The organism is Microvirga arvi (assembly GCF_016892765.1).
Lineage (GTDB): Bacteria > Pseudomonadota > Alphaproteobacteria > Rhizobiales > Beijerinckiaceae > Microvirga > Microvirga arvi.
On record NZ_JAFEMD010000126.1, the window covers coordinates 1 to 6176 of the forward strand.

At 61.4% G+C, this 6176-nt stretch carries 5 protein-coding genes and 1 pseudogene; 3 read left to right on the forward strand and 3 right to left on the reverse strand.

Translation table 11 applies throughout. The annotated features are described in order from the left end of the window. Positions 1-171: 171 nt before the first annotated feature. On the reverse strand, positions 172-873 hold the full coding sequence (locus tag ILT44_RS29645; protein WP_204243199.1) for an IS6 family transposase: 702 nt from the start codon (positions 871-873) through the stop codon (positions 172-174). A 41-nt stretch (positions 874-914) separates the two neighbouring features. On the opposite strand from ILT44_RS29645, the gene ILT44_RS29650 reads away from it, so the two are divergent. The 3 genes and pseudogenes from ILT44_RS29650 to ILT44_RS29665 all read left to right on the forward strand — a co-directional run bounded on the left by ILT44_RS29650 (position 915) and on the right by ILT44_RS29665 (position 2719). After that, a complete protein-coding gene (locus ILT44_RS29650) occupies positions 915-1634 on the forward strand; it encodes an IS5 family transposase (RefSeq protein ID WP_204243200.1) in 720 nt (239 codons plus the stop codon). A 57-nt stretch (positions 1635-1691) separates the two neighbouring features. After that, a pseudogene (locus ILT44_RS29660) lies at positions 1692-2438 on the forward strand (zinc-dependent alcohol dehydrogenase); the annotation flags it as partial. A 17-nt stretch (positions 2439-2455) separates the two neighbouring features. Continuing rightward, the gene (locus ILT44_RS29665) at positions 2456-2719 is read left to right on the forward strand and encodes a hypothetical protein (RefSeq protein ID WP_204243202.1); all 264 of its coding nucleotides are present in this window, start codon (positions 2456-2458) and stop codon (positions 2717-2719) included. A 19-nt stretch (positions 2720-2738) separates the two neighbouring features. On the opposite strand, the gene ILT44_RS29670 is transcribed toward ILT44_RS29665, so the two are convergent. Further along, complete coding sequence (locus ILT44_RS29670) at positions 2739-4088, reverse strand: family 1 glycosylhydrolase (RefSeq protein WP_204243203.1); 1350 nt, start codon at positions 4086-4088, stop codon at positions 2739-2741. Positions 4089-4517: 429 nt separating this feature from the next. Further along, positions 4518-6176 (reverse strand): calcium-binding protein (locus ILT44_RS29675; RefSeq protein WP_372441293.1); only part of this gene is annotated, 1659 nt, incomplete at its 5' end.

Consider the following 6176-nt stretch of genomic DNA (forward strand, 5'->3'; position numbering starts at 1 on the left):
ACCAATGATGATGCGCCCGTAAATCAGACTGGCGCTGCTAGCGAGAGGACCAGGGGACCCTGGAGGTCCAGGGTTAAAGATGGACAGCGGTCTAGCGAGAGAAGCCAATCGGGCGCTGTCACGTTAGCTGCCAGCAAGGGCACCTAAGGCCGATTTGGTCGCTGGGCAGGTTCAAGCAGCAAGATTGGCCACAGCATTCCATTCCGCCATGGCATTGAGGCGGTGCAGGCGTGTGGCGGGGGCGGAGCGGCTGGAGCGAGGTGGAACGAAGAGATTACGGACGGCAGAGAAGACACTGACAAACCGCTGCAGATACCTGGGCGATCGAAAGCCCTGCATCGCCCGCTCTCGTCGACGGAACGGCAGATGCGAATTTTCCGCCCGATTGTTGAGCCCCTTATGCGAGCGGTGCTCGACTTCTGGCATGATGTGCCGCCGGGCCGCAGCATAAGATCCGAGCTTGTCGGTAATCAACCGTCGTGGCGGGCGACCCTGCTTCCGCAACAGCCGTTTCAGCAAGCGCTTGGCGGCCTTGGTGTCGCGGCGCGTCTGCACGACCTCATCAAGCACGTATCCGTCCTGATCCACGGCTCGCCACAGCCAGTGCTTCTTGCCAGAGATCGTGACCACAACCTCATCCAAGTGCCAGATGTCGCGGCGGCTTGGCCTCTTGCGCCTGAGGCGGCGGGCGTAGTCTGGCCCGAACTTCAGCGCCCACCGGCGGACCGTCTCATAGGACACGACGATACCGCGCTCAAGCAGCATCTCCTCGACGAGCCGCAGGCTCAGAGGAAACCGGAAGTACAACCAGACCGCGTAGGCGATGATCTCAGGCGGAAAGCGATGGCGTTTGTAGCTGACGGGTTTGCTCATGCCAGACCATCTACACCGCTCGATCTCATGTCTGGGTTAACGTGACGACGCCGATTGGCTCAATCCTCCATCTCCTGGGGCTAGACCTGGCGGTGCCGGATCACTCGACCTTGAGCCGGCGGGCCGAGACCCTGGAGGTGCCAAGGCCATGTTCACGCTCCAGAGGACCTGTTCACCTGCTGGTGGACAGCACCGGCCTGCGGCTCTGTGGGCCTGGCGAATGGCTGATTGAGAAGCACGGCACCCGCACACGCCGATCCTGGCGCAAGCTGCACATCGGGGTCGATGCTGAGACCGGGCAGATCCTTGCATCAGAGCTGACTGCGAGCGATGTCGATGATGGCTCGCAAGTGGAACCGTTGCTCGACCAGACTGCAGCTCCACTCGCCTCCTTTATTGGTGATGGGGCCTACGATCAAGCTGGCATCTACGCCATCATTGGCAAGCACCATCCTGAGGCTGATGTGATCATTCCTCCACGATCAACGGCAGTGCTGAGCGACGGTGGAGAGACCACTCCGACCCAACGCGACCGGCATCTTCAGAGCATCGCTGAGCATGGCCGCATGGGTTGGCAGAAGGCATCTGGGTATAATCAACGAGCCTTGGTGGAGAGCGCCATCGGCCGGCTTAAACGAGTGATCGGGGACGCCCTGCGCTCGCGGACTGACCGGCGTCGTACGACAGAAATCGCCATCGCCGTTCATGCCCTCAACCGCATGCTTGAGCTTGGACGCCCGAAGTCCGTCCGCACGGCCTAAACGAACGCCATAGAGTGGGCTGAGTGCCGTTCCCAGTCGATCTGTGCAACACGGCAGCATACCGCCTGCGGGCATTGCCGGCACTGTCTCGGCGGCTGGGAAACCCTGTGCGACGGGCAGCAGAACACCGGCTACTCGGTCAATGGCGGCTTCGCCGAATACGCGCTCGCGGACCCGAACTATGTCGGCCATCTGCCCGACAGCCTCGACTGGAATGCGGCCGCGCCGATCCTGTGCGCCGGGGTCACGGTCTACAAGGGCCTGAAGGAAACCGACACCAAGCCCGGCGACACCGTCGTGATCTCCGGCATCGGCGGCCTCGGCCATGTGGCCGTGCAATATGCCAAGGCGATGGGGCGGAACGTGATTGCCGTCGACATCTCGGACGAGAAGATGGCATTGGCCCGTGAGATGGGCGCGGACGCCACGATCAATGCAAAGACGACCGATCCGGTCGCCGAGGTCAAGAAGATCTGCGGCGGCGCGCAGGGCGTGCTCGTGACCGCCGTGTCGCCTCAGGCCTTCAGCCAGGGATTGGGCATGCTCGCGAAAGGGGGCACGATGGCGCTTGTCGGATTGCCTCCCGGTTCGTTCGCGCTCGACATCTTTGAGACGGTTCTCATGCGCAAGACCATCCGCGGCTCAATCGTCGGCACGCGCCTGGATCTCGCCGAATGCCTGCAATTCGCGGGCGAGGGAAAGGTGAAGGTTCATTACTCGGTCGAACCCCTGGAGGCGATCAACGACATCTTCGGCCGCATGCGCGAGAACAGGATCGATGGGCGCGTCGTCATGAAGATCTAGCCCCAGAGGATCCAGTCATGTGGGTTCTGATTTACATTTTCTCTTACTCCGTCAGCCCTGCGGCCACGAACGACAGAACCGAGTGGAGACTGGTTCCGACGGTCGTCTTCCAGGAGTTCTCGAGCGAGGAGCGATGCACGGCGGCAAAGTCAAAAATCGAGGGCTCGTTGAGGGAGGCAGGGGCGAAGCTCAAAAGCGGCCTGAACGATTTGAAACAAGCGGGCGCGGCTGACCCGGCGCAAATCATCATTGCGTATAACGTTGAATGCCATCCGAAATAGTAGCGGCAAAGGTGTGACGCTAGCTCCTGAGCTCGGGCTTTTTCTTCAGTTCGTGCCGCAAGTACCTGCGCCATCCCTCGCGGCGGCGGGCCGCCACCGGCTCGTCGTACTCGCTCGGCAGTATGACCGGAACGAACAGACAGACGCTCTGGGTCGGCAATACTTCGCGCCATTGGGACAGAAGCTTCTTGAAGGCCTCTCCAACAGGTCGGATGTTGCGGTCGAGATCGTAGAGCCCGCGCGGGTTGACGCGCCCCCGCTGCTCACGCAGAGCGATGTCCCAGTCGATCTGGTCGGTGAGCGAGTACCAGGTGAAGCCGACGATGGGCACGCGGTTGTTGCGCACGCGCAGGACGTTGGCCCATTGCTTCCAGAGCCAGTCGACGGCCTCATCGCCCTCGTGACCCTGGTCGAAGTTGGTCTCGGTGTGCATGACCGGCAGACCGTAGCGGTCGTGATACTGGCGCGTGATCTCATCATAGCCGAACACCTCTCCGGCGGGTTTGATCCCGCCGTCGGCGCCGACGCGGTGCTCGTTGGAGTGGTAGAAGTCGTTGCCCATGATGCAGTGGTGGCGCAGGGTGTTGTCGAGCAAGAAATGGTACTCCTCCTTGGTCATTCCATTGTCCAGCAGGTACTCGTGCATGTGCGAGTTGACCGGGTAGCCGTAGTTCAGGTCGAGCGAGAGAAACCGTCGCGCGTTGTAGAACTCGGCCGATTTGATCGCCTTGGGATTGTCGGCATGGAAGTACTCCGTCGACTCACTCTGAATGAAGATCGCGTCGGGTCGCTCCTCCAGGATCGCGTACATGGCCAGCACGTTCGCCTTGGCCATGTGCTTGAGCGCGGTCACGAACGCTTTGTCGCTCTTCAGTTGCTCGTTCCACCAGCCATAGGCGGCCGAGAACTGGGCGCAGATGAACATCTCGTTGACCGGAGTGTAGAACTGGACCCAGGGGAAACGCTGAGCAAAGGCGCGGGCGTACTCGGCAAACAGCGCCGGAAAGTCCGGGTTCTGGAAGTCACCGATCCAGTCCGGGACCCCGAAGTGGCACAGGTCGACGATAGGGATGATATCGCGTTCTTTTAGCCAAGCGAACGTCAGGTCCGTGAACTCCCAGTCATAGCGGCCCTGCCCGAGAAACGTCTTGTACAGTGGCGGACCGTAGCGCAGGAAGCGGATGTTGAGATCCTCCAAGAGTTCGAAGTCCCGCTGCCAAAGGCGATAGTGACCGCACTCCTCCATCTGGTCGCGGCGCACGCGGCCGTTCTGGATTGTGGGGTAGCTGTTCTCGATACCCGTTGCGAATAGGAAGAGGGTGACCCGGGTCGGTTGGCGGTCGCCGTCGCCGCGCGAATGGTCATTCATGATGCCGCTCGTTGGTTGGATCGCCAAGGCATTCGGGATCCAGAATATGGCATCACGTGAGCATCTTGCTTGACCGAATGGGACAGTCACTCGTCATGTTAAGACGACGGCATGTCGCCTCTCGTGGCATGGCAAGGAATGATGTCACAAGTGAGAGCATTCTGTTCATGGAGAACGATCTGGTGATCTAAAGGTCAGGTCCTGGCACGTTCCGGAAGTAAGCCGAATTTCTGCAAAGGCGCGACAAGCGAACCTTCATTTGGTTCGCCCAACGTTACACTTTGACCCGTTCCGGACGTAGGGAGTATATCGCCAAGCTCGCGGCAACGATGGCCGCGGCAGCGGTTGCTGGCTCCAGGAAGCAGCTAGCTTTGCTTGCGGTCGGAGCCACTTCCATGACGATGGAAGCGGCTCACATGGCGTGACAGATCACACGATCAGGAAGTCGTTCAGTTTGATCGCCGCTTTGTTGGCTAGTTGCGCAAACTCGATCTGTGCGGCGCGGCCCGTCCCATCCGGATCGTAGAACAGCGTGCCGGTCGCCTTGTGGTAGATGATGCGATCCTCTGCGTCTTCAGCGCGAGCGCCGAGATGGAAGGCGTCAGCCTTCAGTCTGCCGTTCACGCCAACCTTTCTGAAGACCGCATTGTCGATCTGAAAGATGTCATCCACGGACCGGAAATCGACGACGAGGTCCTTGTTCGACACTGCGTTCGGGGCAGCATCAAAGCGGAAGGCATCGCGACCCAATCCGCCGCGTAGGATGTCGTTCCCGCGCCCGCCGCTCACGATGTCGTCTCCTGCTCCGCCTTTGAGGATGTCAAACCCGGCCTCGCCGAACAGCCTGTCGTTTCCGTTGTCACCATTGAGGTTGTCGTCGTCGGCACCGCCGAAGATCTGGTCGTTGCCGCCCGCGCCGAAGATGAAGTCATCGCCACCGAACCCGCGGAACACCTCATTGAGCCCGTAGCCGCGAAGCACGTCGAAGCCCGGGGTCCCGTCCGTGACCCCACCCTCGTTTCCGGTTCCCGGCAGGGTCAAGGCCTGCCCCTTGATGCCGGAACCGCTCAGGTCGGTGGTGTTCTGCTGACTTGTATCTATCCATGTGGCTAGGAAGCGGCCGTCCGAATGGGAGGTCAAGGCGGACGTGGCCTGGGTTTCCCGCGTGCTGGCATTGACCGTGAAGGCGTCGCCCGCGGGCGACCCATCCGCCTCGAAGCGGCGACCCGCGATCCCGGGTCCGCTCAGGTCCGTCAGATCCCCCGTGGAATCGGTCCAAGTGACGACGAACCGACCGCCCGGGAGCGCGGCAACGGTCGGATCGCCCTGGAATCCGCCGCCGCCGGCGATCGTGATCTCGGGCGAGAAGGCGTTCGTCGCGGGATCGTAGATCTTCGCCTTGATATCCTCGTCGTTGAGCGCGCTGGTCTGTTCCCAGACCAGGACGTAGCGGCCGTCCGTCAGAGCCGCGACGTCCGGGGCGGTGGCATCAAAGGTGTCCTGGACGGTCAGCTCCGGGCCAATCGGTGTTACGCCACTGAAGAGCCTGAGCTTGACGTCATTGCCATCGAGCCACGTTGCGACCGCGGTTCCCGTCGTGGCGTTCGCCGCCACGCTCGGGCTGAACTGGGACCCGCTTCCGGTCAGGAGCGTCGGAGCCGACGACGTGTTCGTGGCGGGATCGAACACGGCGTATTCAATGTCGGCGAACCCCCGGGTGAAGAGCACGAGGAATCGTCCATCGGCCAGTCGCGCGAGGTCGGGTTCCGAGAAATTGACCCCACTCTCGAAGATGATGCTGGTCGCACTGCTCGTGCTCCCCGGAGTGAAGTTGTCCAGGCGGATGTAGGTCGTCATCGACAGCACGTTGTCCTGGAAGGCGCCCACGAAGCCGCCGTCCGCACGAGGGGCGAGGCTGACATCGTTCTGAGCACCAAGATTGATCGCTGTTGAGAAGGTATTCCCGATGGGAGCGCCATTCGCGTCGAGGTACTGGAAGAAGATGTCCGGATTGGCGCCGTTGGGCCTCGTATACCCCACGACGTATCCACCTCCCGCAAGACCGGTTACGTCCGGCAGGAACTCACT

What these genes read in the sequence shown, in the direction of transcription:
- ILT44_RS29670 (WP_204243203.1), bottom strand. Translation starts at nt 4,088, where the DNA reads ATGAATGACCATTCGCGCGGCGACGGCGACCGCCAACCGACCCGGGTC.
- ILT44_RS29645 (WP_204243199.1), bottom strand. Translation starts at nt 873, where the DNA reads ATGAGCAAACCCGTCAGCTACAAACGCCATCGCTTTCCGCCTGAGATC.
- ILT44_RS29665 (WP_204243202.1), top strand. Translation starts at nt 2,456, where the DNA reads ATGTGGGTTCTGATTTACATTTTCTCTTACTCCGTCAGCCCTGCGGCC.